The sequence below is a fragment of the Solidesulfovibrio sp. C21 genome (assembly GCF_047785625.1).
In the GTDB taxonomy this organism is placed as follows: domain Bacteria; phylum Desulfobacterota; class Desulfovibrionia; order Desulfovibrionales; family Desulfovibrionaceae; genus Solidesulfovibrio.
The window spans coordinates 37,938-60,609 of sequence record NZ_JBLODY010000018.1 but is presented as its reverse complement, the minus strand read 5'-3'; the positions used below and the strand labels follow the sequence as shown (position 1 = coordinate 60,609).

Below are 22,672 nucleotides of genomic sequence, written 5' to 3'. Positions count from 1 at the left end.
CCCCCGGTTCCGTTCCCCCAAGCCCACCTCACAAAATCTGTTCCAGAAACTTCTGGGTACGGGGGTGGGAGGGGTTGGTGTAGAAGGTTTCCGGCGAGGCGATTTCGAGAATTTCGCCTTCGGCCATGAACACGATGCGGTCGGCCACTTCGCGGGCGAATCCCATCTCGTGGGTCACGCAGACCATGGTCATGCCTTCGCGGGCCAGTTTGACCATGACGTCGAGCACTTCGCCGATCATTTCCGGGTCCAGGGCCGAGGTGGGCTCGTCGAAGAGCATGATCTTGGGGCTCATGGCCAGGGCCCGGGCGATGGCCACGCGTTGCTGCTGGCCGCCCGAGAGCTTGGCCGGGAACACGTCGGACTTTTCCAGGATGCCGACCTTGTCCAGGAGTTGTTGCGCCATGGCTTCGGCCTCGGCCTTGGCCATGCCTTTGATCTTGATCGGGGCAAGGGTCACGTTCTGGAGCACGGTCTTGTGCGGGAACAGGTTGAAGCTCTGGAAGACCATGCCCACTTCCATGCGCACCTTGTTGATGTCGACGGTCTTGTCGTCGAGGTCGTGGCCGTCCACCACGATCCGGCCCCGGCTGATGTTCTCCAGCCGGTTGATAGTGCGCAGCAGCGTGGATTTTCCGGAGCCGCTCGGGCCGATGATGACCACTTTTTCGCCTTGTCCCACGTCGAGGCTGACGTTTTTGAGCGCCACGACGTGATCGAAGAACTTGCTGACGTCCTTTATGCTGATGATCGGGCTATCGTTTGACATGGCTGGACAACCGCTCCTCCATGATGCTCACGAGCTTGGACAGGATCAGGGTGATGATCAGGTAGATCACGGCCACCATGGTGAAGGTCTCGAAGTACTCGAAGGACTCCGAGGCGTATTCGCGGCCGCGCCGCAGCAGGTCGGCCACGCCCAGGATCGAGACCAGCGAGGTGTCCTTTAAAAGCGCGATGAATTCGTTGCCGACCGGCGGCAGGATGGTGCGCCAGGCCTGGGGCAGGATGACGTAGTACATGGTCTGAGCCCGGGTGAATCCAAGCGACCGGGCCGCCTCGGTCTGGCCGACCGGGATGGCGGTGATGCCGGCCCGGAATACCTCGCCCATGTAGGCTCCGTAGCACACGCTCATGGAAATGACGGCCGCGAGCAGATCCGGGACCTGCACGATGCGCCCCAGCGCGTAATAGATGTAGAAGAGCTGGACCAGCAGCGGCACGCCGCGCACGACCTCCACGTAGGTCGAGGCGATGAGGTTGATGTATTTGTTGCGCGAGATGCGGCCAAGCCCTGTGATGAGGCCGAAAATCAGGGCCAGGATGATGGAGCAGACCGTGACCTGGAAGGTGATCAGGATGCCGTCCGGAACGAACCGGAAAATCTTCAGGTAGGGATCGGGCTTGAAATAAAGCAGACAGCCGAGGGTAAGAAGCGCGCCGGCAAAGGAGATGCGCCAGGCCGAAACCAGGCCTTTGTCCGAGGGTTTGGGGATGGCCGCCCCCTCGCCCACGTCGATGATGGTTTTCCCGTCCTCGCCTGGATCATTGCATTGCTTGGTCATGAGACGATTCCGCCAGACACGTCCGCCGGCTTTAAAAGCCGGCGGACGTCAGGTTGCGTTTTACGCGGGCGCTATTTGCCGCCGCCGATCCACTTGGCAAGCAGCTGCTTGTCGATGCCCTTTTTCTTGACCGCCTCAATGCCCTTGTTGATCAGGTCGAGGTCTTCCTTGTCGCCCTTTTTGACGGCGATGCCGTAGTACTCGTCACCGGCTTCGATGATGCAGGCGATCTTGAGCGAATTTTTGTACTTCTCGTTTTGCAAGGCGTACTGGGCGGCGACGGGATCGTCGCAGACCACACCGTCGATGCGGCCGTTGTAGAGGTCTTCGAAGGCCAGGCCGACCTCGTCATAGGACTTGTCCTTGACGCCCTCGGCCTTCTTGATGGCGAAGTGGCCGGTGGTGCTGATCTGGGCGCCCAGGGTCTTGCCCTTCATGTCGTCGATGCACTTGGCCGGGGACTTGGCCGGAACGACCAGGGCCTGGCGCACCTTGAAATAGGGAGTGGAGAAATCCATGGTCTTTTTGCGTTCGGGAGTGATGGTCACCGAGGAGCAGATGGCGTTGTACTTGCCGGAGGCAAGGCCCGCGAAAATGCCATCCCAGGGCACGGCCTTGAATTCCGCCGTGAACCCGGCTTCCTTGGCGGCGGCCTTCATGTACTCGATGGCGTAACCGGTAATCTGCTTGTCGGCGTTGACGAATTCCATCGGCGGCCAGGTGGCGTCGGTGGCGAAGACGATGGTCTTGGCCAGGGACGGCGAGGCGGTCATGGCCACAAGGGCCAGGGCCAAAACAAATTTTTTGACCATGGAGAACTCCTGTTGTTGGAAGTGGCAAGACAAAAGGGACATCCCCAGCGCAACGAACGGTGTGTCACGCCCTTGTGGCCGAAAAAACACCAAAATTCAAGCCGCGAGGCTCCATATTTCACCTCTCTCGGACTATTTTACGCCTTGTCCCCGTGCTGCCAATTTTGACAAAAATCCGCAAATTTCTCCAGATTATCGGGGAAATCCGCCCGGCCGAACCCGATGCGAAACCGGTCCGGCCACTCCTCGCCGTACAAACGGCCCGGCAGGAGCAACAGCCCGCCGCGCTCCAGGGCGGCCCGGCAAAACCCGTCGGCGTCCCCGGACACGAGTCCCGGAAAGGCGGTCAGCCCGCCGCGCGGCGAAACGTAATGGAAAAGGTCCGAGCGTTCGTGAAAAAAAGATTCCAGCAGCAGACGGTTCTTGGCCAAAAGCGCCCGCAGGCGCGAAAGCAGGGCCTCCTTGGCCGCAAGGGCGCACACGGCCAGATACTCGGACGGCGCCGAGCCGCAGATGGACAGGTAATCCTTGACCGTGGCCATGCGCGACAGAAACTCCCGGTCCCGGCAGGCCACCCAGCCCACCCGCAGTCCGGCCAGGCCGAAGGATTTCGACAGCACGCCAAGCGAGACAGCCCCGGCATCGAGGTCGCAGGCGGCAGGCAGCGTCGCCACACCTTCGGCTTCGGAAAAACGATACACCTCATCGGAGAAAACGCGCATCCCGCGCTCCCGGGCCAGCCCCATCATGGCAGCGAAGACTTCCGGCGAGGGCATATAGCCCGTGGGGTTATGGGGAAAATTGAGCACCAGCGCCCTGGCCCGGTCCCCGAACAGCGCGCCGAGTTCCCCCATGTCCGGGGCGAAACCCCAGGCCGGATCGCAGCGCCAGGGAGCCACCCGGCAGCCCAGGCTCCCGGCCACGTCGGAAAGGGACTGGTAGCAGGGCGTTGGCACCACGACTTCGTCGCCCGGGGCAAGGGCCGCCTGCATGAAAGTATAGATGGCCTCCTCAGCCCCGACGTGCACCAGCACGTCGTCCGGGGAAATGGTCGTATAGAGCCCGGCAATGGCTTCCCGCAGTTCGGGCGCGCCGCGGGAGTCGGTATAGCCAAGGCGCAGGCGGGCAAGGCCCTCGGCCGATCCGGGCACGAGGTCGAGCAGTTCGGCCACGCTTATGGTCTCGCCGTCCGAGGCGCACAGCAGGCTTGGAGCGGTGAACTCATGACAGGCGAAAAAACGTTCCAGACGAAATGGGGGCAAGGGCACGGCGTTTGCTTTCCTTTTCAAGGATGGATAGGTTGGGGGATCGAAAACAAGCGGACATACCCATGAATCACGCGGTCGGCAAGGTTCTTTTGGTGGTGGGGCTCGCCGTGGCCTGCCTGGGGCTGGCGGTCCTTCTCCTGGCCGACCGGCCGGGATTCTGGCAGGGGCTGTGGCAGCGCCTGCCCCTTTTCCGGCTGCCCGGCGACATCCGCTACCGGGGCGATGGGTTTTCCTTTTATTTTCCCTGGGTCACCTGCCTTGTGGTGAGCATCGTCCTCACGGTCTTGGCCTGGATCTTCCGCAAATGACAATCGGCGCCTGCGGCATGGTTGCGATTGTCCACCGCACTTTTTTGTGCTAGCGACTGCCCTTCACCATGGCATTCGACATCGTCCAGTTCTTGCGCACCAACAAGACCCTCACCATTTGGGCCGCCTTTTTCGGGCTGGTCTGGCTGGCCAATTTCTATGGCCTGTTCGGACTGGTCTTCATCACCTACATCCTGTGCTTCCTTTTCAACGGCCTCATCCACACCCTGGCCGTCAAAACCCGGTTGCCGCGCACCCTGTGGGCCGCCGTGGTCTATATCGTGTTCGTGACCGTGGTGCTCACCATCGTCTCCTCGGTGCTGCCAAAGCTCGGCAGCGAATCGACGTCGTTTCTCAAAAAGCTGCCCGACACCCTGGAGACCCTGCGCGGCCACCTGGACAACTGGGCCTGGCTGGCCCCGGACATGGCCGCGCCCATTGCCAAGGTCAAGGATTACCTGAGCCTCGAGGCCCTGGTCGGCGTCAAGGCGCAGACGCTTTTCACCATTGCCGTCAACTCCTTCAACCAGATTTCCACCTACGTTTCGACGTTCCTTCTGGGCACGCTTTTCAGCTTCCTCATCATGCTCGACTTCCCCAACCTCAGGGCCAAGACCATCTCCCTGCGCGATTCCCGGCTGCGCGACATCTACGACGTCACGGCCCGCAGCGTGGTGCGTTTCGCGGTGGTGGTCGGCATGGGGTTTCGCGCCCAGATGCTGATTGCCGCGGTCAACACGATACTGACCGCCATCGGGATGCACTTCCTCGGCATCGAACCCGTGATGCTCCTTTCCACGGTGGTTTTTTTCTGCGGTCTGATCCCGGTGCTCGGCACGTTCATCTCCTCGGCCCCCATCGTGCTCGTGGCCGTCAACACCACGGGCCCCCACCACGCCCTGTGGGCCATCGTCATGATCATCATCGTGCACACCATCGAGACCTACATCCTAAACCCCCGCATCGTGGCCGCCATGTTCAAGATCAGCCCGCTCGTCACGCTGATGATCCTCTACGTGGGGCACAAGCTCTTCGGCTTGTGGGGCATGGTGCTCGGGGTGCCGGTGTCGGTGTTCATCTTCCGCTACGTCATTTTGGGCAGCGACCTGCAGAAATGCCTGCCCGGGGAAAAAAGCGCCTCCTGCCAGCCGGGCGACGCCAACGCGAAAGCCGGCCACGGAAAAAAATAAGTATGCGACGGTATCTCCCCCGGCTGGCAATGTGGCTGGTCGTTGTGCTGTGCCTGGCGCTGCCCGGACTGGCCCGCGCCGGACTCGAGGAAGGCAAGAAGGCCTACCGTGACGGCGACTACGCCAAGGCCCTCGAGGAATTTCTGCCCCTGGCCGACGCCGGCGACGCCGCCGTGCAAAACCAGGTGGCGGCCATGTACTACACGGGCCTCGGCGTCCCGCAGGACTATGCCAAGGCTGCGGAGTGGTTCAAAAAATCGGCTGCTTCCGGCAATCCCGACGGCCAGTATTGCCTGGGCAAGCTCCTCTACTACGGCCAGGGTGTGCCCCAGAATTTCGAGGACGCGGCCAAGCAGTTGACCGAGGCCGGGCTTGCGGGCAAAGGCGGCGCCCAATACCTGCTCGCCACCTTGTATCTGTACGGCAAGGGCGTGGCCCAAAATCCGGTCAAAGCCTATTTTTGGTCCCTCCTGGCCGCCGGCGCCGCCAACCTGCCGCCCGAGGACAAGCCCGGGGCCCAGGCCCTGCGCGACCAGATCCAGGGCATGCTGACCCAGCGCCAGATCGCCTCGATCAAAACCATGGCCAGCGAATGGGCCCCCCGCAAATAAGAGAGAAGAGAAGATAGAGAAGAAGATGCGAGAGGGGAAACCCTTTGAAAAGGGTTTCCCCTCTCGCGCTCTCCCCTTCCTCAACTTTTTCCCTGGGTAGGCTGTGGACGGAAGAAGGGCTTTTCGAGAAGACCTCGGAAAGCCGTTGAGATGCGCTGACAAAGGACCTGAAATTGCGGGTCCTAGTCGATCAGCGACAAATGCTGGAACTTGCGGCGAAAGACCGCTTCGCGTCCGAGCCCCTCGGGATTGGCCACGGCGTGCTGCACGTAGCGAAGCGTCTCCTCGTAGAGACCGGCGAACTTGTAGGGCGTGATGAAGTGGGTGCGCACGGCGGTCAGGATGTTGCCGTAGAGCAGCAGCGCCGTCTTGCGCACCGGCAAAAGACGAATGGAACCATCGTCCATGCCGCGCTTCAAGTGGGCTGCGATCTCGTCGAAAATCAGGTCGAACTTCTCCGCCACAAGCGCCTTGTGGTCTTCCCCGCCAAGCTCCCCGAACGGCGAACACCGAATGAGCACCGGAAACGTCTCGGGATTGTCGAGGGTAAAGCGCAGATAGGCCCGTATAAACTGGGTCAGGGCATCATAGCCTGACTCCGCATCGCTCGCTTCCTCCCGTACCCGGGTCAGAAGCCGCCCGATCATGTCGAACCCGGCGGTGATGAAAAGGTTCTCCTTGCCCCCGAAATGATGGGCCACCAGCCCGAAAGCCACCCCGGCCTCCTCGGCGATCATTTTCATGGTCGTGTTGGCAAAGCCGTGCCGGCCGAACATGGCCTGGGCGGCGCGCAGGATGCGCTCCTTCTTGCCGGCCCCGCCCGAAACCGCATCACCCCCCGCACTCGGTACGAAAGGCTCCATCTCCCGAGCGGAAGCGTCGGGTTCGAATGGCGCGTTTGACGTTTCATTTTGAGATCGTTTCATGGAGAGTCGCACCTTAGGGCACTCGCCGGCCATTGGCAAGACTGGCGCAATCAGCTGGAACCCCAGTTTTTTTTCTGGGCTGATTGACCAATCAATCAACCCATGTTACGCTCCTTCCACTGCAATGCACCCGTCCGCCACGTTTTCCCGCCATGCCGTTTGCAGGGAGAGCGCCCGGCCCCGACGGTTCCGGCCACCCCACGTGGCGACCGCGCATTGCCCCCGCGCGCAGTCGCGGTCCGGTTCTGTGAGAACGCACCCAGACAATGAGGCGAACGTGCCCGACGCTCCCGGGAAGCAGACTCCGGAGCGCGGACGCGAAGGCCGGACGGTTCCATGCGGAATCCGCCGGCATGGCATTGTTTCCTTAACGTAGAGGGGGGTTTTGTGCGTCAGTATCACACAGCCAACAAGGTCGGTTTCTTCCTTGGCCCCGTGGTGTTCATCCTCTTGCTGCTCATGCCGCTGCCGCCGGGCATGAAGCCGGAAGCCCAACGCGTGGCGGCCGTAACGGCATTGATGGCCATCTGGTGGATCACGGAAGCCATTCCCATTCCGGCCACCAGTTTGCTGCCCATCGCCTTGTTTCCGCTCCTCAAGATCATGCCGTCCAAAGCGGCCACGGCGCCCTACGCCGACCACCTCATCTACCTCTTCATGGGCGGCTTTTTCATCGCCGTCACCATGGAGCGCTGGAACCTGCACCGGCGCATCGCGCTCAAGACCATCAAACTCGTCGGCGTAAGCCCCAGCCGCATGATCTTCGGCTTCATGGCGGCAACGGCCTTTCTGTCCATGTGGGTAAGCAACACCGCCACCACCATGATGATGGTGCCCATCGGCCTGGCCGTCATCCAGCAGGCCTTCGGCTTCGAAGGGCATGACCTCAAGCACGGGACCGGCTCGGGCCCGGAATACAACTTCGGCACGGCGCTCATGCTCGGGATCGCCTACGCCGCCTCCATTGGCGGCGTGGCCACCATCATCGGCACCCCGCCCAATGTCATCATGGTGGCCATGATCGGCAAAATGTACGGCCAGCATATCGGCTTCGCCCAGTGGATGGCCTTCGGCGTGCCCCTGGCGCTCATCACGCTGCTCTTCTGCTGGTGGTTGCTCACCCGCGTGCTGTTCCCCATGGGCGATCTGGCCCTGGCCGGCGGCGCTGACATTATCGACCACGAACTCGAACTGCTCGGGCCCATGAAGAAAGAGGAAAAATGGATCGTGGCCGTGGGCTGCTTCGTGGGCTTCTGCTGGATCGTGCGCGGCTTCGTCAAAATCCCCGCGCTCAGCATGGTCCACGACGCCACCATCGGCATCGTCGGCGCGCTGATCCTCTTCGCCCTGCCCACGGACTTCAAGAACGGCAAATTCCTGCTGGACTGGAAGACGGCCGTCAAGATCCCCTGGGACGTGATCCTGCTCTTCGGCGGCGGCCTGGCCATCGCCAACGGCTTCACCAAGACCGGCCTCGCCGACTGGATCGCCGGCAACCTGTCCACCCTGCAGGGCATGGCCCCGATCCTGTTCGTCACGCTGGTGGTGACCATCACCATCTTCATGACGGAACTCACCTCCAACACCGCCACCGCCACCCTGCTCATCCCCATCATGGGCAGCGCCGCCGTGGCGCTCGGGATCAACCCCTACGCCACCATCATCGGCGCCTGCGTGGCCGCCTCCTTCGCCTTCATGCTGCCCGTGGCCACGCCGCCAAACGCCGTCGTCTTCGGCAGCGGCTGCGTCAGTATAGGACAGATGTGCAAGGCCGGATTCTGGCTCAACGTGTTCGGCATCTTCATCATCACCTGCATGACCTTCTACCTCATGCCGCTTCTGTGGGGCATCGACCTGTCCCACCTGCCCGCCTGGGCCATCACGCCGAAATAAAGCACCGGCCGGGGCTCCGCCCCAGACCCCGGCAGGAGAGGCTCCGCCTCTCCTGCACCTCTCCGCCGGGGGGCTTGATGCCCCCCGGTCCCCCCTTCACGCTCGGCCGGGCGAGGCTACGGCGGGTTGGCGGGAGGCCAGACGTTTGTTGCCGCAATCGGCCCGGCGGCACGAGGGGCTTTCGCCCCTCGACGCCGGCCACGATTGCGGCAACAATCACGCCAGCGGCGAAGCGCCGCATTCAAGAACCAGTCAAAAAAAATTCAGGGAACTTCAAACTTGTCGCCCCCTTGGGGCGACCGGCGTGGTGGAGGCGGAATTTGCTCGGGGCGAGCTTGTCGCGAAGCGACATGCCCGTCCCGACAAATTCCGCCTCCATCTTCTCGACACTTCGCCCTCCGGCCCGCCAGCCAAGCCTTCCGCCCAGCCAAAGCGCACCGGATGGGGGGTCCGGGGGGCCTTCGGCCTCCCGGCGGGGTCTGGGGCAGAGCCCCAGTCTCGGGGCCAGGGCAGCGCCCTGGCAGGCGAAACCGCGCCGCTCGACAGCTAGGCGTTGCCGCAGGGACCGGAGTGGCCTTCGTGGCTGCCCTTGCGTTCGAAATCGGTGAGAAAATCGAGCAGTTTGTTGGTCTTGCCGACATTTTCCGTATCGCCCAGTTCCTCGAAGATGGCCACGGCCCGGGCGTACCAGACCTTGGCGGCTTCCAGGTCGCCCTGGTAGTGGGCGACGAGCCCGAGCTGGTGGCAGGTCCTGGCTTCTCCGGCAGTGTTGCCGGTTTTTTCCTCGAGCTCCAGGGCGCGCTCGTAGCATGCGACGGCCTTGGGGTAATCCTCGGCCATCTGGGCCACCACGCCGAGCTGATGGCAGGTGACGGTGATGCCGCCCTCGAGTTCTTCCTTTTCGCTGATGGCCAGGGATTTTTCCAGCCATTCCCGAGCCTTGGCCAAATCACCCATTTCCTGGCTGGTGAGTCCCAGGTTATGCTGGCTCATGGCCTGTCCCACGGCATCGTCCAGGGCGAGGAAGGCTTCGAGGGCCTTGAAAAAACCTTCCCGGGCGGCATCGAACTCCTTGCGCTCCAGGGCCTCCAGGGCGGCCTGGTGGATGGCTTCGGCCTTGGCGAGGGCCGCGTCGTCTTGTTCGGGTGTGTGCACGTCTGTCCTCCCGCGCGCCGGCAGCGGCCGGCCGGTTACGATTGATGCTTGCGCCGCACGGCTGGGGTGACGGTCTTTTCCGGCGAGGTCAAGGCGTTTGGCCGCCCCCGCCCGGATTCCCGCTTTTTTTCGGGGGACGCAGGCAGGCCAGCACCCGCTCCTCGGCGTCCCGGGCCGCTTCGCAGGCCAGGGCCGGGATGTCGTCCGGCGCGACGTAATGAATGGCCCCGCAGGGACACATCTGGGCGCAGGCCGGCTCCTGGCCGATCTGCCGGCGGGCGGCGCACAGGTCGCATTTGACCACCATGACGCCCTTGTCCGTCTCGAAAACGGCCATGTAGGGGCAGGCCAGCATGCACTGGCGCGATTCGCAGCCCCGGCACAGCATGGGCTGGAGCACCATGGCCCCGTCCACGTCGCGGCGGATGGCCCCGCGCTTGCAGACCTTGGCGCAATTGGGCTCGGCGCAGTGCCGGCAGTACAGTGGGGCCATAAGGCCCGAGACGGCTCGGATCATGTGGATGCGCGGCACGTCGTGGACGAACCGGCAGACATACTCGCAGGTCTCGCAGCCGATGCATTTGGAATAGTCGATGTAAAGCGTCTTGCGCGCGGTCATGGTGACGTCCGTCCGTTACAGCCCGCGCACCCGGGGCGCGTCCCGAAAGCCGCCGCCCGGGAAGCGGTCGGCCTCGCGGCTGATAAGCTCGTCGGCGGCGAATTCCGTCTGCCGGTTCTGGGCCTTGAGCTCCAGCCAGTTGCCAAGGGAACGGGCCGCCCGCAGCCCGGAATAGACGGCCTTGCCGATCTTGCTCGGGCCGGTTAGGGCATCGCCGGCCACGAACACGTTTTCGATGGCCGTCATATTGAGCCAGCGCACCTCGCCCTTGCGCACGGATTCGAGCCCGAGCTCCTTGGCGAAGGGAGGCGTGGCCACCTCGCCGATGGCCGCGACCACCAGATCGGCCGGCAGGCTTTCCACCGCCCCGTCGCGCCTGAATTCGATGCCGGCGACCGCCTCTTCGCCCGACACGCGCACCGGCACGCAGCCTTCGTTCCAGGTGACGCCCGAATGCTCCAGGCGTTCGATCTCGAGGCTGCCGCAGGGGGCCTCCGCGCGGCTGCGCCGGTAGAGCACGTCGACCGACGCCGCGCCCAGGGACACGGCCCCATGGGCCACGTCCACGGCCGAGTGCCCGGCCCCGATGACCACCACCCGCCGGCCGGCCACGTCCGGGGCCTTGACGTTCGGGGCGCAGTAGTGGGCGGCCCGGATGGGAAAGAGGAATTCCAGCCCGGACAGCACGCCCGGGAGTTCCTCGCCCGGGATCTCCAGCCGGCGCGATTTCCACGAGCCGGTGGCGATCATGATGGCGTCGTGCTTTTTGACCATGTCGCCTAGGCCCTTGACCTCGGTTGCGAAATGGTCGCCCTCTTCCTCGAAAAGCGGCGCGCTGCAACAGATTTTCGTGTGAGTGTGAAAGACCACGCCGTAGCGCCTGGCCATACGCAGGGTACCGGCCTCGATGCGTTCGCGGGGGATGCGGTAGCCGGGGATGCCGAAGAGCATGAGCCCCCCGGGCTTGGGCATCTTGTCGTAGACCTCGACCGCATGGCCCAGGCATGAGAGATACCCGGCCGCCGCCAATCCCGACGGACCGGCTCCGATGATGCCGACCGAGGCCCCGCTCGGCGGGGGCGGCTCGTCGCACAGGAAATTGAAATTCATGGCGTCCATGAAAGCCTCCGGTTCCGATGCCAGGATATGCGAAAGACCGTGACTGCACAACGGTCGGATGACTTTCCCCCGCCTTTGTGCCACGACCTGCCACACGTCCAGGGCCCAAAGCCATCGGAGGAAACCATGTCCGGCATCTACTGCAAACTGATCGGCTCGGCCGTGCTGTGGGGCGGCACATGGGTGGCCGGGCGGATTCTCGGCCGGTACATGGGGCCTTTTTCCGCCGCGTTCATGCGCTTTCTGCTCGCTTCGATCTTCCTGGTCTTTCTCACGGCGCGCCTGGAAGGCCGGGTGCCGAAGCTCACCCGCCGGACCCTGCCCTGGCTGCTGCTCCTGGCCGCGACCGGCATCTTCGCCTACAACGCGCTTTTTTTCGCCGGGCTGCGCACGGTGCCGGCCGGCCGGGCGGCCCTGATCGTGGCCTCGATTCCGGCCGTGGTGGCGCTTTTTTCCGCCCTGCTCTTTCGGGAACGCTTCACCGTGGCCAAGGCCTGCGGCATCGCGGTCTCCTTCGCCGGGGTGGGGCTCATCGTTTCCGGCGGCGATCCCGGGGCGCTTTTGCGCCAGGGACTGTCCTTCGGCGATGTCTGCATTTTCGGCTGCGTGCTGACCTGGGCCGCGTATACGCTGGCCGGGAAAAAGGCCATGGAGCGGGTGGCCCCGTACGGCGCGGTCACCTGGTCGTGCATTCTCGGCGCGGCCATGCTCCTGCCCCCGGCCCTGGCCACGGGGCTTGCCCGGGACGTGGCCGGCGCCGGCGTCGTGGCCTGGGGCTGCCTGCTTTTTTTCGGCATCCTGGCCACCGGCTTCGGTTTCTCCTGGTACTACGAAGGGGTGCGCGCCATCGGCCCGACCAAGGCCGGGGTGTTCATCAATCTGGTGCCGGTCACGGCGGTCTTTCTGGGCTGGCTGCTTCTCGGCGAGCCGCTCTCCTCCTCCCTGGCCCTTGGCGGCACGCTGGTGCTGGCCGGGGTCTGGCTGACCAACCGGAAAACGAAACCATATGAAAACCGATAACCGTCTTGCGCTTTCACCCGCTTGCGGCTACAGCATAGCCACTTTTCCCGTCCCGGAGACCTTGTTCATGGATACGCCCACCACCCCGGCCGATGTCCTGGTTGTTGACGACGCCCCGTCGAACCTGGCCATTTTGACCGAAACGCTGCGAAACGAATTCGCCGTGCGTATCGCCACGAGCGGTCCCGAGGCATTGCGCCTCGTGTGCGACACGCCGCCGGACCTCATCCTGCTCGACATCCTCATGCCGGAGATGGACGGCTATGAGGTTTGCCGCCGTCTCAAGGCCGACTTTTCCACCCGCAACATCCCGATCATCTTCCTCACCGCCAAAAACGAGGTGTCCGACGAGACGTTGGGTCTGGCCCTCGGGGCGGTGGACTACATCACCAAGCCCATCACCGTGCCCATCGTGCAGGCCCGGGTCCGCGCCCATGTGGAACTCAAACGCCGGGGCGACCTGCTCGAGACGCTTTCCATGCGCGACGGGCTGACCGGCATCCCCAACCGGCGGCGTTTCGACGAATACCTGGATCAGACCTGGCGTCACGCCATGCGCTGCAACACCACCCTGTCGATGATCATGGCCGACATCGACGACTTCAAGGCCTACAACGACGCCTACGGCCACATGGCCGGCGACGAATGCCTGCGATCCGTGGCCCGGGCCCTTTCCGACGCCTTGCGCCGCCCCGGCGATCTGGTGGCGCGCTTCGGCGGCGAGGAATTCGCCGTGGTGCTCGAAAACACCGACCTTCGCGGCGCGCTGCATCTGGCCGAGGCCATGCGTTCCGCCGTCATCGACCTCGACATCGGGCACGAGGATTCGCGCGCCGCCGAGGTGGTCACGGTGAGTCTTGGAGCGGCAACGCTCACGCCCAAGGCCGGCATGACGCCCGAGGCGCTCATCGGCGCCGCCGACCGCATGCTCTATGCGGCCAAGCAGGCCGGACGCAACCGGGTTCTTGGCGAAATGGCCCTTTAGGCCGCGTCCACGCCTTCCCACAAGCCCCTTCCCCATGCGCCGCGCCCTTGCCCGGATGCGGCATCTCTGCTATCCGGTTACGGTTCCGTAACGCCGCATCGTCTGTCCACGCCGGAAGTTCCGGCATCGTCGGTTTCGGCCCAGGCCCTCACCTCGCCACCTCAACCCGGGAGCGTACCATGCGCAAGCGTCTTGGCCTTCTTCTGGCCGCACTGGCCGTCTTTGTCCTGTGCTTCGGCGGTCTGGCCGCGGCGGAGGAAAAAGTCTACATCAACGGCATCGATTTCGGCTTTCCGCCGTTCGGCTTCGTGGACAAGGACGGCAAGCCCTCCGGCTTCGATGTCGAGTCGCTCAATTGGATCGCCAAGAAAATGGGCTTCAAGGTCAAGCACCAGCCCATGGACTGGGACGGCATCATCCCGGCGCTTCTGGCCAAGAAAATCGACATCATCGCCTCGGGCATGAGCGCCACGGCCGAGCGTGCCGAAAAGGTCGCTTTCTCCATCCCCTACTATGAAGTCACCCAGGTTCTGGTGGTCCCGGAAAAGGACAACACCTCCCTGGCCGACATACTGCACTCCGGCAAGAAGATCGGCGTGCAGCGCGGCACGGTCACGGCCAAGCTACTCGAAGAGTTGGTCACCAAGCCCGGTTACAAATTCGAGGTCGTGCCCTACGACTCCACGGACCTGTCCCTGGAGGACCTGAAAATCGGCCGCATCGCCGGCTCCGGCATGGACAGCACCATCGCCAAGGAAGCCATGAAGAACCCCGGCTACAAGATCGCCGGCACCTTCGACGCCAAGCCGGAGAAGTACGGTTACGCCATGCGCAAGGAAGACAAGGAATTCCAGAAGAAGATCAACGAGGGGCTCAAGCTCCTTATGGCCGATCCCTACTGGAAGGAACTCAAGGCCAAGTACGGCCTGTAATCCGCCGCGCCGCCCGCGTCCGGACGTCCTTCTTCGGGCGGCTCCGGGCGCGGGCGCGCCTTTCCCGGACACAAATCATTATGGACGGTTACGTCAAGGCAGCCCTGGCCATATGGGAAGGCCTGCCCTACATCCTCGGCGGCCTGTGGTGGACGGCGGGACTTATCATCGGCGCCATGGGGCTGGGGCTTTTGTTCGGCATTCCCCTGGCCGTGGCCCACGTCTACGGCGGCAAGGCCATGCGCCGTTTCGTCTCGGCCTACATCTGGCTTTTTCGCGGCATTCCCATCCTGGTCCAGCTCTACCTCTTTTACTTCGGCATCATGGCCTACCTAAGCGAGATTCCGGCCCTGTCCTTTCTGCCCCTGTCCTCGGGCTTTCTGTCCGCCGTGCTGGTCCTTGGCCTGACCAGCGCCGCCTACCAGTCGCAGATTTTCCGGGGCGCCATCCAGGGCCTGCCGCCGGGACAGCTCAAGGCCGCCCGGGCCCTCGGCATGAGCGACGCCACCGCCATCCGCGCCATCATCCTGCCCCAGGCGTTGCGTCTGGCCATTCCGGCCTGGTCCAACGAATATTCCATTCTGCTCAAGGACTCGGCCCTGGCCTTTACCATCGGCGTGCTCGAGGTCATGTCCCGGACCCGGTCGGTGGCGGCCGTCACCCACCAGCCGCTGCCCCTTTCGCTGCTGGCCGGGGCGCTCTTTTTCTTTCTCACCTGGGCCGGCATCAAGGCCCTCAAACGCCTCGAGGCCAAGGTGCGCATCCCCGGATACGCGCACCAGGGATCATTGTAGCATGGTTGACCAGCCCATTTTGCGCGTCGAAAACATCGTCAAGACCATCGGCGGGAATCGCATCCTCGACGACGTGTCCCTTACCGTCAAAAGGGGCGGACTCAAGGTGCTCATCGGCCCTTCGGGCGCGGGCAAATCCACGCTGCTTGCCTGCATCAACTTCCTCTCCCCGCCCGACTCCGGCACCATTTCCCTCGAAGGCAAGACCATCGACGGCAAAAGCAAGCGCGAACTGCTCGCCCTGCGGCAGCAGGTCGGCATGATCTTTCAGGATTTCAACCTGTTCGACCACCTCTCCGCCATGGAGAACGTGCGCGTGGCCTTAATCAAGGTCAAGGGCATGGACAAGCGCGCCGCAACCGCGCGGGCCATGGAGGAACTGGCCCGGGTGGGTCTGGCCGACAAACCCTCGCTCTACCCGGCCCAGCTTTCCGGCGGCCAGAAGCAGCGGGTGTCCGTGGCCCGGGCGCTCGCCCTGGACCCCAAGGTGCTGCTCCTCGACGAGCCGACCTCGGCGCTGGACCCGGAGCTTATCGGCGAGGTGCTCACCGTCATCCGCGATCTGGCCGACGAGGGCATGACCATGATCATGGCCACGCACCAGATCAGTTTTTCGGCCGCCCTGGCCGACGAGTTCCTGTTTATGGAACAGGGCCGCATCGTGGAGCGCGGCTCGCCCGCGGTCCTGCTCGCCCCGGGCTCGGGCAGCCGCACCCAGTCGTTTTGCGCCAAGCTCAGCGAACTTGCCGGCGAAGCCACCTGCGAACTCGCCTCCCCGGCCGCCTGACGCCATGGACAGTTTTTTCCATTTCGCGGCCAGCCGCATCATCCCGGCGCTCAATGCGGGCCTGTGGACGAGCATTCTCCTGATCATCCCCTCCTCGCTCCTGGGCGTGGCCATCGGCGTGACCGTGGGCACGGCCCGGGTCTACGGCCCCCGGCCGCTGGTGCGCGGCCTTGAATGGTACGTGTCGCTTTTTCGCGGCACACCGCTGGTGGTGCAGCTCTACTTCTGGTACTTCGCCCTGCCCTACCTCTCCATCGGTGGCTGGCGCTGCATCCTGTCGCCCATGTGGGCCTCGATCATCGGGTTTGCGCTGTGCAGCGGGGCCTACCAGTCCGAGTACATCCGGGGCGGGCTGCTCTCCATCAAGCGGGGCCAGCTGCGGGCCGCCCAGGCGCTCGGCATGACGCCGCTGACCACCATCACCTCGGTGGTCCTGCCCCAGGCGTTTCGCCGGGCCCTGCCCGGTTGCGGCAACGAGATCATCTACCTCATCAAATATTCGTCGCTGGCCTCCATCATCACGGTCAGCGACCTGACCGGCATGGGCAGAAGCCTGGCCAAGTCCACCTTCCGCAACACCGAGGTCTTCGTCGTGGTCGGCGTCTACTATCTGGCGCTGGTGACCGTGGCCACCCTGGTGCATCGCGCGGTGGAAAAACGCCTGGAACTGCCGGGATTCGAAGCCAAAAAGGATTGACCGTGGACGTCGCGCTGCTTGCCGCCCTGGCCCGCGAGCTGGGGCCGGGCTTTCGCACGGACCCCGATGTTCTCAATGGGGCCGCGACCGATGATTCGGGCATTGCCGCCGCGCCCGAAGCCGTTTTTTTCCCTCGAAACGCCGACGAGATCAGCCGCCTGCTGCAGTTGGCCCATCGCCACGGCTTTGCCGTGACCCCGCGCGGGGCCGGCACCGGGCTTTGCGCCGGCTGCGTGGCCACGTCCGGCGGCGTGGTGGTGGCGACCACGGCCATGGACCGCATCCTGGCCATCGATACGGCCAACCTCGTGGCCGTGGTCGAGCCCGGTGTGGTCACCAAGACACTTCGCGACGCCGCCGCCGAAACCGGCCTTTTCTACCCGCCCGACCCGGCGAGCCTGGCCACCTCCACCCTGGGCGGCAACGCCGCCACCAACGCCGGCGGCCCGGCCTGCGTCAAATACGGCGTCACCCGCGACTATGTGCTCGGCGCGACCTGTGTGCTGCCGGACGGGGAAATCCTCAAGACGGGCGTGGCCACGCGCAAGGGCGTGGTGGGCTACAACCTGACCGGGCTGCTCGTCGGCTCGGAAGGAACCCTTGGCGTCATCACCGAGCTGACCGTCAAGCTCATTCCCCATCCGCGCGAGGTGCGGGCGGTGGCCGCGCTTTTCGCCGACGCCCGCGCCGCCGTGACCACCGTGTCCGCCATCATGACCAGCGGCATCACGCCCTCGGCCGTGGAGTTCATGGACCGGGCCTGTCTGGGGCTTGTGGAGGAGCTTTTGCCCTTGACGCTTCCGGACGGCGAACCGACGCTGCTGTTGCTCGAAGCCGACGGCGACCCGGACGAGGCGGCCAGGGACATCGCCCGCATCGCCGCCCTCTGCCGCGACGCCGGAGCCCTGGCCATCATGCCGGCCGACGATGCCGCCAAGCGCGAGAAGCTCTGGGACATCCGCCGCCAGACCTCCACGCGCATCCACGAAAGCGCGCCGGTGTACCTTTCCGACGACACGGTGGTGCCGATAGCCCGCATCCCGGAGCTGGTGGCCCGCCTGCCCGGGCTCGGGCAGCGCTTCGGCATGACGGTCTACGCCTTCGGCCATGCCGGCGACGGCAACATCCACGTCAACGTCACCGGCGAGGACGGCAGCCGCGAGCGCGGCCAGGCGCTTTTGCGCGAACTTATCGCCGTCGTGCTCGAACTCGGCGGCACCATGTCCGGCGAGCACGGCATCGGCCTGGCCAAAAAGCCCTTTCTCGACATGGAACTTTCCCCCCGCTCCATTGCCCTGCAACAGGGCCTCAAACACCTGTTCGATCCCCGGGGCGTCATGAACCCGGGAAAAATTTTTTAGTTCAAAAGAAACTCATTTATTTCCCTGTTATTTCATCGCGTTCTCTTGACTTTTATCTATTTTCTTTTACAAAGAGACGAACAAGGATGCGTATTCCATGCCTAAAGTTTTTTTAGATCACATCATTCCACGCCAAAATCTCAGGTATATTGATATCAATCACAAGGCCTATGAATATCAAAACGAACCTGGTGCACGAGCAGATTTCAGACTACGAGATATATTCGAAAATGAATGGTTCAACAATTTAAGAAAACCCGATTTTCAAAGAGAGACTAACTCATGGGGGCCTAATGAGTGTGCAGATTTTCTTGATTCTTTAGTCAACAATCTAGTAATACCAGGAATTATTATCTGGAAGAGTGATGATTCTGGATATGTATTTGTAATCGATGGAGCCCATAGACTTTCAGTTATCAGAGCATGGATGATTGATGACTGGGGAGAAAACAACGACAAAAGTTACAACAGCCTTTATGAAACTGAAATTCGTGATATGGGTCATGCGACACGGGAACTTGTAAAAAGTAAAATTGGATCATTTTCTGATTATAAAAGAGCCTCTGAAGAATGCAAGCGAATCACAGAAGCTGGAGGAGCACCCAAAAATGTTATGAGCCCCAAAGCTTTTGCTCAATCTCGTTTTTACAATAGGATACAAGAAGGTGCTACTATCCCTACTCAATGGATTTATGGCACATATGAAGTTGCTGAAAAATCTTTTTTAAAGATCAACAAAGGTGGTCAAAAGCTAGACATTTTTGAACAGTCTTTAATTGAATTTAGGAATGGTCCTTATGCTCGGATAGCGATGAGTATAATCAATGGGAAAAGCGGACATTACTGGCCTTCTTCCGGCCTTGACACTAGTCTACAAGAAAAAATAAAAAGCTTTGACCAACTTTCAAGCGCAATCCATAAGATACTATTTGTCCCCCCATTTGATGGAGCAATTATCGACCTCAATCAACCTTTAGTAATGTCAAAACCTAGCCAACAATACGAAGACGCTTTAGAGCTTCTTGCTTTGATTTCTGAAAATAAATTTTTGAGCACCGAAGATTCAAAGAAAGAATTCTTACAGCAAATGCATGACGCCCCTCCCAACATAATCATTGAAAACGCAAAGACTATACTCAACATTATAAAGGATAGACTCTCACACCTAGTTGGCGAAAATACCACAAGTAAATCGCTAAGTATCGTACCAGCAATTTACAACTACAACCATCAAGGAACATATTCAAAAAACCTCCTATATGCTTTTATATACTGGATTTTTTGCAATAAAGAGCTTGTACAAGAAAAGAAACTAGCATTAACTTTTGTCAGAGGCACATTTGAAGCATTGCTAATGGAATACAAATCCAACATTACGAACATTGCTTCATCTAGAGGTGGTAGTTTTAAATCAACAAAAGAGATTGCTTCAACTATAAACAATATCATTATCAAGCTATCAGAAAACAAAATGTCTGGATTAGATGAAAAATCATCCATTCAAAATATCGCTACAGAATTTGGCTTTCAACTCAAAGCGAACAAAATCAATAAAAGCAGAGCAGCTTCAAAATCTCAAAAGAACACGATCAACCTTGAGCATCTTTTCAAAGAGAGCACACGATGTCCAATATGTAAAGGCGTCATAAATCTAAGCTTGGGCAAACAATATGACCACTTTTTCGTTGACTACTCGATAAAAAAAGAAACATGCGTTGAAAACTTAAAACCTGTCCATCCTTTTTGCAACAACATGAAGCAACAACTTGAGCGAATCGCCAGAGGCGACAAACCACTATCGCTCCCAGAAACGATTACTCCAGACAAAAAAAGCACTTCAAATAGCATCCAGTTATCTTTGTTTGCCTGATACTCAATAACGTAAAAGCGCCCGTGGTTACCCACGGGCGCTTGTCGTATCCATCGAAAACGCCGTACAGCCGGCGTGACGCGTTCCTATTCCTCGCCGCCTTCGAGCGCCTGCTCCACCTGCTGGCGCAGCCGGGAAACCAGTTCGAATTGAAACGCCTTGCGGTCAAAAGCCACCATGTAGGCGTCGTGGCAAAAGCGTAGCGAATCCACGGGGCAGGCCCGGGCGCATTGGCCGCACAGGCTGCAAAGCGAGTAATCCACAATGAACTGCGCCGGCGTCTTGCTGCCCTTCTGGGGAGCCGGACCCAGCTTGCCCGTATCCGCCTCGCCTTCCTTGACCGGCACCGGGCACAGCACCGAGATGCAGTTCGACGGGCAGGCCTTGGCGCAGGCGCCGCAGGCCACGCAACGCGCCACGGCCGGGTCGTCGTCCTTGCCGATCAGCTCCACATGGCCGCGAAAGGTGGACAGGTTGTCCACTTCCTCTTTGGGATAGAGCACGGTCACGCCGGGCTCGCACAGCGCCTTGCCCGTCACGCCAAGGCCGATGACCAGGCTTTTGAGCCCCGTGTAGGCTTCTTCGATAAGTTGCGAAAGTTGCGACATGTCAGCCTCCAAGTCCCGCCACGACCACGGTCAGGGCAAGGTCGATCAGCGCCAGGGGCGTGAGCCACTTCCAGCTGAGGTTAAGGAGCTGGTCGAAGCGCACGCGCGGATACGTCCAGCGCAGCCAGATGATGAAGAAGAGCACGCAGTAGATCTTGACCAGAAACCACCACACGCCGGGCAGAAACGGCCCCTGCCAGCCGCCCAGGAACAGCGCGGCGGCAACGCCCGAAACCACGATCATGTTGGCGTATTCGGCCAGGAAGAAGAGGCCGAAGCCCATGCCCGAATACTCGGTGTGGAACCCGGCCGTCAGTTCGGATTCGGCTTCCGGCAGGTCGAAGGGGGCACGGTTGGTCTCGGCCACGGCGCAGATGAGGAAGATGAAAAAGGCCAGCGGATTCTTGACGCCGTACCACTGCCAGGGCCAGCCGCCCTGCTGGGCCGAGATGGTGTAGAGGTCGAGCGATCCGGCGGTCAGGGCCACGGCCATGACCGAGAGGAGCAGCGGCACCTCGTAGGCCACCGACTGGGCCACGGCCCGGGCCGCGCCGAGCAGACCGTATTTGTTGTTGGAACCCCAGCCGGCCAGGATCAGCGACAGCACGCCAAGTCCGGAAAAGGCCAGGATGAGCACCAACCCGAGGTTCATGGGGATGGGCGAAAGGCTGGGGCCGTAGGGCAACGGCAACAGGCAGATACACACCGGGGCGAAGGCCAGAAGCGGTGCGGTCCAGAAAAGGACCCGGTCGCACCGGGCCGGCGCCACGAGCTGTTTGCCCATGAGCTTGACCGCGTCGACCAGCGGCTGCAGCAGGCCGTACGGGCCCACGTGCAACGGACCGGGACGGTACTGGCAATGGCCGGCCACCTTGCGCTCGACCCACACCAGAATCAGACCGTTGAGGCCGACAAAGGCGAAGATGCCCAGCAGGCCGATGACCAGCCGCGTCAGCGGATAATCGAGGCTTAAAAGCATGTCCATGTTCATCGGTCGATCTCCGGGATGACAAGGTCAAGGCTGCCCAGGATGGAAACGGCGTCGGCCAGGAGCGTGCCCTCGGCCAGTTCGCTGAACACGTGCAGGTTGGAAAAACCCGGGGCGCGCAGCTTGACCCGGTACGGCTTGGGGCCGCCGTCGGAACGTACGTGGACAAGGATCTTGCCGCGCGCGCCCTCGACGGCGAAGGAGGCCTCGCCCTTGGGCGGCTTTATGGTCTTCGGCACCTTGGTCTGGATCGGGCCGTCCGGCAGGTTGGCCACGGCCTGGTCGATGATGTCGCAACTGGTGACCAACTCGTCGAGGCGCACCATGTAGCGGGCCATGGCGTCGCCTTCGGTGTAGGTCGGGATGTGGAAGTCAAAGCGGTTGTAGACGCCGTAGGGCTCGGCCCGGCGGGTGTCCACGGGCGCGCCCGAACCGCGGATCATGGGGCCGGTCGCGCCGTAGCGTCGGGCCAGTTCCACGTCCATGACGCCGATGCCCTCGCAGCGCCCGCGCAGGATCACGTTGTCCGTGACCAGATCGCGGTACATGGGCAGCCGCGAACGCAGGTGCCTGGTGAAGGCCAGGCAGCGCGAGGCGAAGTCGTCCGGCACGTCGCCGTACAGTCCGCCGATGGTGAAGTAGGAATAGGTCAGGCGCGAACCCGTGACGTCCTGGAGGATGTCGAGGATCTTCTCGCGATCGTCGAAGGCGTACATGATGGGAGTAAACGCCCCGAGGTCGAGCAGATAGGCGCCCCACCACAGCAAATGCGAGGTGATGCGGTTGAGTTCCGTCACGGCCACGCGGATGTACTCGGCGCGCTCCGGCACCTCGAGACCCATCAGCCGTTCCACCGCTCCGGCAAAGGCCCAGTTCCAGGCCATGGGATGGAGATAGTCCACCCGGCCCATATTCGGCATGAACTGCATGTAGGTCTTCTGCTCGGCCATCCACTCGTGCATGCGGTGAATGTAGCCGAGCACCGGCTCGGCCCGCACGATGTACTCGCCGTCGAGTTCGAGCATGATGCGCAACACGCCGTGCGTGGAGGGATGCTGCGGGCCCATGCTCAAAATGAGCTTGTCCTCGGTCGGTCCGGGCTCGAACCGCGCGGAGACGAGATCACCCCGCAAGGAATTCGGATCGAAGGCTTGCATGCTTCCT

At 62.0% G+C, this 22,672-nt stretch carries 23 protein-coding genes; 12 read left to right on the top strand and 11 right to left on the bottom strand.

All coding sequences use genetic code 11. From position 1 onward, the window contains the following. Positions 1–28 precede the first annotated feature (28 nt). The 4 genes from ACMZ6R_RS07995 to ACMZ6R_RS07980 form a co-directional block, all read right to left on the bottom strand. A complete protein-coding gene (locus tag ACMZ6R_RS07995) occupies positions 29–769 on the bottom strand; it encodes an amino acid ABC transporter ATP-binding protein (protein ID WP_416110395.1) in 741 nt (246 codons plus the stop codon). Further along, the gene (locus tag ACMZ6R_RS07990; protein ID WP_416110394.1) at positions 756–1,565 is read right to left on the bottom strand and encodes an amino acid ABC transporter permease; all 810 of its coding nucleotides are present in this window, start codon (positions 1,563–1,565) and stop codon (positions 756–758) included. Before ACMZ6R_RS07990 ends, ACMZ6R_RS07995 begins: the two co-directional genes overlap by 14 nt. Before the next feature lie 71 nt (positions 1,566–1,636). Next, positions 1,637–2,377: a basic amino acid ABC transporter substrate-binding protein gene (locus ACMZ6R_RS07985; RefSeq protein ID WP_416110393.1), complete on the bottom strand. Its 741-nt coding sequence runs from the start codon at positions 2,375–2,377 to the stop codon at positions 1,637–1,639. A 137-nt stretch (positions 2,378–2,514) separates the two neighbouring features. Beyond that, positions 2,515–3,645 (bottom strand): aminotransferase class I/II-fold pyridoxal phosphate-dependent enzyme, encoded by a 1,131-nt coding sequence (locus tag ACMZ6R_RS07980; RefSeq protein WP_416110392.1) that lies wholly within the window; start codon positions 3,643–3,645, stop codon positions 2,515–2,517. Positions 3,646–3,707: 62 nt separating this feature from the next. Here ACMZ6R_RS07980 and ACMZ6R_RS07975 point away from each other — a divergent pair, with 62 nt between their 5' ends. From ACMZ6R_RS07975 to ACMZ6R_RS07965, 3 genes are all read left to right on the top strand, one after another. Beyond that, positions 3,708–3,953, top strand: a complete 246-nt coding sequence (locus tag ACMZ6R_RS07975; RefSeq protein ID WP_416110391.1) for a DUF2905 domain-containing protein — start codon at positions 3,708–3,710, stop codon at positions 3,951–3,953. A gap of 68 nt (positions 3,954–4,021) precedes the next feature. Then, on the top strand, positions 4,022–5,143 hold the full coding sequence (locus tag ACMZ6R_RS07970) for an AI-2E family transporter (protein WP_416110390.1): 1,122 nt from the start codon (positions 4,022–4,024) through the stop codon (positions 5,141–5,143). A gap of 2 nt (positions 5,144–5,145) precedes the next feature. Further along, complete coding sequence (locus ACMZ6R_RS07965; protein ID WP_416110389.1) at positions 5,146–5,754, top strand: tetratricopeptide repeat protein; 609 nt, start codon at positions 5,146–5,148, stop codon at positions 5,752–5,754. A gap of 182 nt (positions 5,755–5,936) precedes the next feature. Here ACMZ6R_RS07965 and ACMZ6R_RS07960 read toward each other — a convergent pair whose 3' ends face one another. Continuing rightward, positions 5,937–6,680, bottom strand: a complete 744-nt coding sequence (locus ACMZ6R_RS07960; protein WP_416110388.1) for a TetR/AcrR family transcriptional regulator — start codon at positions 6,678–6,680, stop codon at positions 5,937–5,939. Between the two features lie 387 nt (positions 6,681–7,067). On the opposite strand from ACMZ6R_RS07960, the gene ACMZ6R_RS07955 reads away from it, so the two are divergent. Next, positions 7,068–8,573: an SLC13 family permease gene (locus ACMZ6R_RS07955; RefSeq protein WP_416110387.1), complete on the top strand. Its 1,506-nt coding sequence runs from the start codon at positions 7,068–7,070 to the stop codon at positions 8,571–8,573. A gap of 546 nt (positions 8,574–9,119) precedes the next feature. Here the strand turns inward: ACMZ6R_RS07955 and ACMZ6R_RS07950 are convergent. The 3 genes from ACMZ6R_RS07950 to ACMZ6R_RS07940 all read right to left on the bottom strand — a co-directional run bounded on the left by ACMZ6R_RS07950 (position 9,120) and on the right by ACMZ6R_RS07940 (position 11,466). Then, entirely contained in the window at positions 9,120–9,728 is a 609-nt protein-coding gene (locus ACMZ6R_RS07950; RefSeq protein WP_416110386.1) for a tetratricopeptide repeat protein, read from the bottom strand. 88 nt (positions 9,729–9,816) lie between these two features. Then, entirely contained in the window at positions 9,817–10,347 is a 531-nt protein-coding gene (locus ACMZ6R_RS07945; RefSeq protein ID WP_416110385.1) for a 4Fe-4S dicluster domain-containing protein, read from the bottom strand. Between the two features lie 15 nt (positions 10,348–10,362). Next, positions 10,363–11,466 (bottom strand): FAD-dependent oxidoreductase, encoded by a 1,104-nt coding sequence (locus ACMZ6R_RS07940; RefSeq protein WP_416110384.1) that lies wholly within the window; start codon positions 11,464–11,466, stop codon positions 10,363–10,365. Between the two features lie 126 nt (positions 11,467–11,592). On the opposite strand from ACMZ6R_RS07940, the gene ACMZ6R_RS07935 reads away from it, so the two are divergent. The 8 genes from ACMZ6R_RS07935 (at position 11,593) to ACMZ6R_RS07900 (ending at position 19,912) form a co-directional block, all read left to right on the top strand. Next, on the top strand, positions 11,593–12,486 hold the full coding sequence (locus tag ACMZ6R_RS07935) for a DMT family transporter (protein ID WP_416110383.1): 894 nt from the start codon (positions 11,593–11,595) through the stop codon (positions 12,484–12,486). A gap of 67 nt (positions 12,487–12,553) precedes the next feature. Next, positions 12,554–13,471 carry a diguanylate cyclase domain-containing protein gene (locus ACMZ6R_RS07930; protein ID WP_416110382.1) on the top strand — a complete coding sequence of 306 codons (918 nt, stop codon included), beginning with the start codon at positions 12,554–12,556 and terminating at the stop codon, positions 13,469–13,471. A gap of 179 nt (positions 13,472–13,650) precedes the next feature. Then, complete coding sequence (locus tag ACMZ6R_RS07925; RefSeq protein WP_416110381.1) at positions 13,651–14,403, top strand: ABC transporter substrate-binding protein; 753 nt, start codon at positions 13,651–13,653, stop codon at positions 14,401–14,403. Positions 14,404–14,483: 80 nt separating this feature from the next. After that, on the top strand, positions 14,484–15,197 hold the full coding sequence (locus ACMZ6R_RS07920; RefSeq protein WP_416110380.1) for an amino acid ABC transporter permease: 714 nt from the start codon (positions 14,484–14,486) through the stop codon (positions 15,195–15,197). Position 15,198: 1 nt separating this feature from the next. Next, a complete protein-coding gene (locus ACMZ6R_RS07915) occupies positions 15,199–15,984 on the top strand; it encodes an amino acid ABC transporter ATP-binding protein (RefSeq protein WP_416110379.1) in 786 nt (261 codons plus the stop codon). A 4-nt stretch (positions 15,985–15,988) separates the two neighbouring features. Then, positions 15,989–16,681, top strand: a complete 693-nt coding sequence (locus ACMZ6R_RS07910) for an amino acid ABC transporter permease (protein WP_416110378.1) — start codon at positions 15,989–15,991, stop codon at positions 16,679–16,681. 2 nt (positions 16,682–16,683) lie between these two features. Next, positions 16,684–18,042: an FAD-binding oxidoreductase gene (locus tag ACMZ6R_RS07905; RefSeq protein ID WP_416110377.1), complete on the top strand. Its 1,359-nt coding sequence runs from the start codon at positions 16,684–16,686 to the stop codon at positions 18,040–18,042. Positions 18,043–18,139: 97 nt separating this feature from the next. Beyond that, a complete protein-coding gene (locus ACMZ6R_RS07900; RefSeq protein WP_416110376.1) occupies positions 18,140–19,912 on the top strand; it encodes a hypothetical protein in 1,773 nt (590 codons plus the stop codon). A gap of 86 nt (positions 19,913–19,998) precedes the next feature. Here the strand turns inward: ACMZ6R_RS07900 and ACMZ6R_RS07895 are convergent, their stop codons facing one another. From ACMZ6R_RS07895 to ACMZ6R_RS07885, 3 genes are read right to left on the bottom strand one after another with little or no spacing between them, the layout of a single operon-like run. Continuing rightward, positions 19,999–20,520, bottom strand: a complete 522-nt coding sequence (locus tag ACMZ6R_RS07895; protein WP_416110375.1) for a 4Fe-4S binding protein — start codon at positions 20,518–20,520, stop codon at positions 19,999–20,001. 1 nt (position 20,521) lies between these two features. Then, entirely contained in the window at positions 20,522–21,511 is a 990-nt protein-coding gene (gene nuoH / locus ACMZ6R_RS07890) for an NADH-quinone oxidoreductase subunit NuoH (protein ID WP_416110374.1), read from the bottom strand. Next, the gene (locus ACMZ6R_RS07885; protein WP_416110373.1) at positions 21,508–22,665 is read right to left on the bottom strand and encodes an NADH-quinone oxidoreductase subunit D; all 1,158 of its coding nucleotides are present in this window, start codon (positions 22,663–22,665) and stop codon (positions 21,508–21,510) included. Before ACMZ6R_RS07885 ends, nuoH begins: the two co-directional genes overlap by 4 nt. Between the last annotated feature and the right edge of the window lie 7 nt (positions 22,666–22,672).

Bases quoted from the DNA above. Each gene is read 5' to 3' on its own strand.
- ACMZ6R_RS07985 (WP_416110393.1), bottom strand. From the start codon at position 2,377: ATGGTCAAAAAATTTGTTTTGGCCCTGGCCCTTGTGGCCATGACCGCC.
- ACMZ6R_RS07945 (WP_416110385.1), bottom strand. From the start codon at position 10,347: ATGACCGCGCGCAAGACGCTTTACATCGACTATTCCAAATGCATCGGC.
- ACMZ6R_RS07970 (WP_416110390.1), top strand. From the start codon at position 4,022: ATGGCATTCGACATCGTCCAGTTCTTGCGCACCAACAAGACCCTCACC.
- ACMZ6R_RS07995 (WP_416110395.1), bottom strand. From the start codon at position 769: ATGTCAAACGATAGCCCGATCATCAGCATAAAGGACGTCAGCAAGTTC.
- ACMZ6R_RS07925 (WP_416110381.1), top strand. From the start codon at position 13,651: ATGCGCAAGCGTCTTGGCCTTCTTCTGGCCGCACTGGCCGTCTTTGTC.
- ACMZ6R_RS07940 (WP_416110384.1), bottom strand. From the start codon at position 11,466: ATGGACGCCATGAATTTCAATTTCCTGTGCGACGAGCCGCCCCCGCCG.
- ACMZ6R_RS07910 (WP_416110378.1), top strand. From the start codon at position 15,989: ATGGACAGTTTTTTCCATTTCGCGGCCAGCCGCATCATCCCGGCGCTC.
- ACMZ6R_RS07885 (WP_416110373.1), bottom strand. From the start codon at position 22,665: ATGCAAGCCTTCGATCCGAATTCCTTGCGGGGTGATCTCGTCTCCGCG.
- ACMZ6R_RS07975 (WP_416110391.1), top strand. From the start codon at position 3,708: ATGAATCACGCGGTCGGCAAGGTTCTTTTGGTGGTGGGGCTCGCCGTG.
- nuoH (WP_416110374.1), bottom strand. From the start codon at position 21,511: ATGAACATGGACATGCTTTTAAGCCTCGATTATCCGCTGACGCGGCTG.
- ACMZ6R_RS07990 (WP_416110394.1), bottom strand. From the start codon at position 1,565: ATGACCAAGCAATGCAATGATCCAGGCGAGGACGGGAAAACCATCATC.
- ACMZ6R_RS07915 (WP_416110379.1), top strand. From the start codon at position 15,199: ATGGTTGACCAGCCCATTTTGCGCGTCGAAAACATCGTCAAGACCATC.
- ACMZ6R_RS07900 (WP_416110376.1), top strand. From the start codon at position 18,140: ATGCCTAAAGTTTTTTTAGATCACATCATTCCACGCCAAAATCTCAGG.
- ACMZ6R_RS07920 (WP_416110380.1), top strand. From the start codon at position 14,484: ATGGACGGTTACGTCAAGGCAGCCCTGGCCATATGGGAAGGCCTGCCC.
- ACMZ6R_RS07895 (WP_416110375.1), bottom strand. From the start codon at position 20,520: ATGTCGCAACTTTCGCAACTTATCGAAGAAGCCTACACGGGGCTCAAA.
- ACMZ6R_RS07930 (WP_416110382.1), top strand. From the start codon at position 12,554: ATGGATACGCCCACCACCCCGGCCGATGTCCTGGTTGTTGACGACGCC.
- ACMZ6R_RS07935 (WP_416110383.1), top strand. From the start codon at position 11,593: ATGTCCGGCATCTACTGCAAACTGATCGGCTCGGCCGTGCTGTGGGGC.
- ACMZ6R_RS07960 (WP_416110388.1), bottom strand. From the start codon at position 6,680: ATGAAACGATCTCAAAATGAAACGTCAAACGCGCCATTCGAACCCGAC.
- ACMZ6R_RS07965 (WP_416110389.1), top strand. From the start codon at position 5,146: ATGCGACGGTATCTCCCCCGGCTGGCAATGTGGCTGGTCGTTGTGCTG.